1 pseudogene is annotated in these 333 nt (G+C 64.6%); it reads left to right on the plus strand.

Going from position 1 to position 333, the window contains the following annotated elements:
• Positions 1 to 159: pseudogene (locus tag AC1DFE_RS24245) on the plus strand (IS1380 family transposase); the annotation flags it as partial.
• Positions 160 to 333 lie beyond the last annotated feature (174 nt).

Genomic DNA, 333 nt, shown 5'->3' on the forward strand with positions numbered 1-333 from the left:
CGCTGGCGCTACCGGCTCTTCGCGACCGCCGGGAAAATCATCACCCGCGCCCGCCGCAACCAGCTCCTCCTGCCCGAAGCCGCACCCGAGAAAGACCTTCTGAAACTGCTGCTGGAGAACACCATGCGCCTCCAACAGCCACCGCCCGCCCCCGGCTGAGCCGCCACTGATCCTGACCCGACAAGCAGCACATCACCGGAAGTGGAACCGGCGCCAACCCCCAGGCGAACCAACCGGGCCACACCACACTGCCCGAAAACAGAAAACAACCGCAGATCAACCCGCCGCCCCGCACAAACGACCATCACCCACCGTCATGAAAAATCGGGGCTA

It is taken from the genome of Arthrobacter sp. 05T423, from assembly GCF_056396245.1.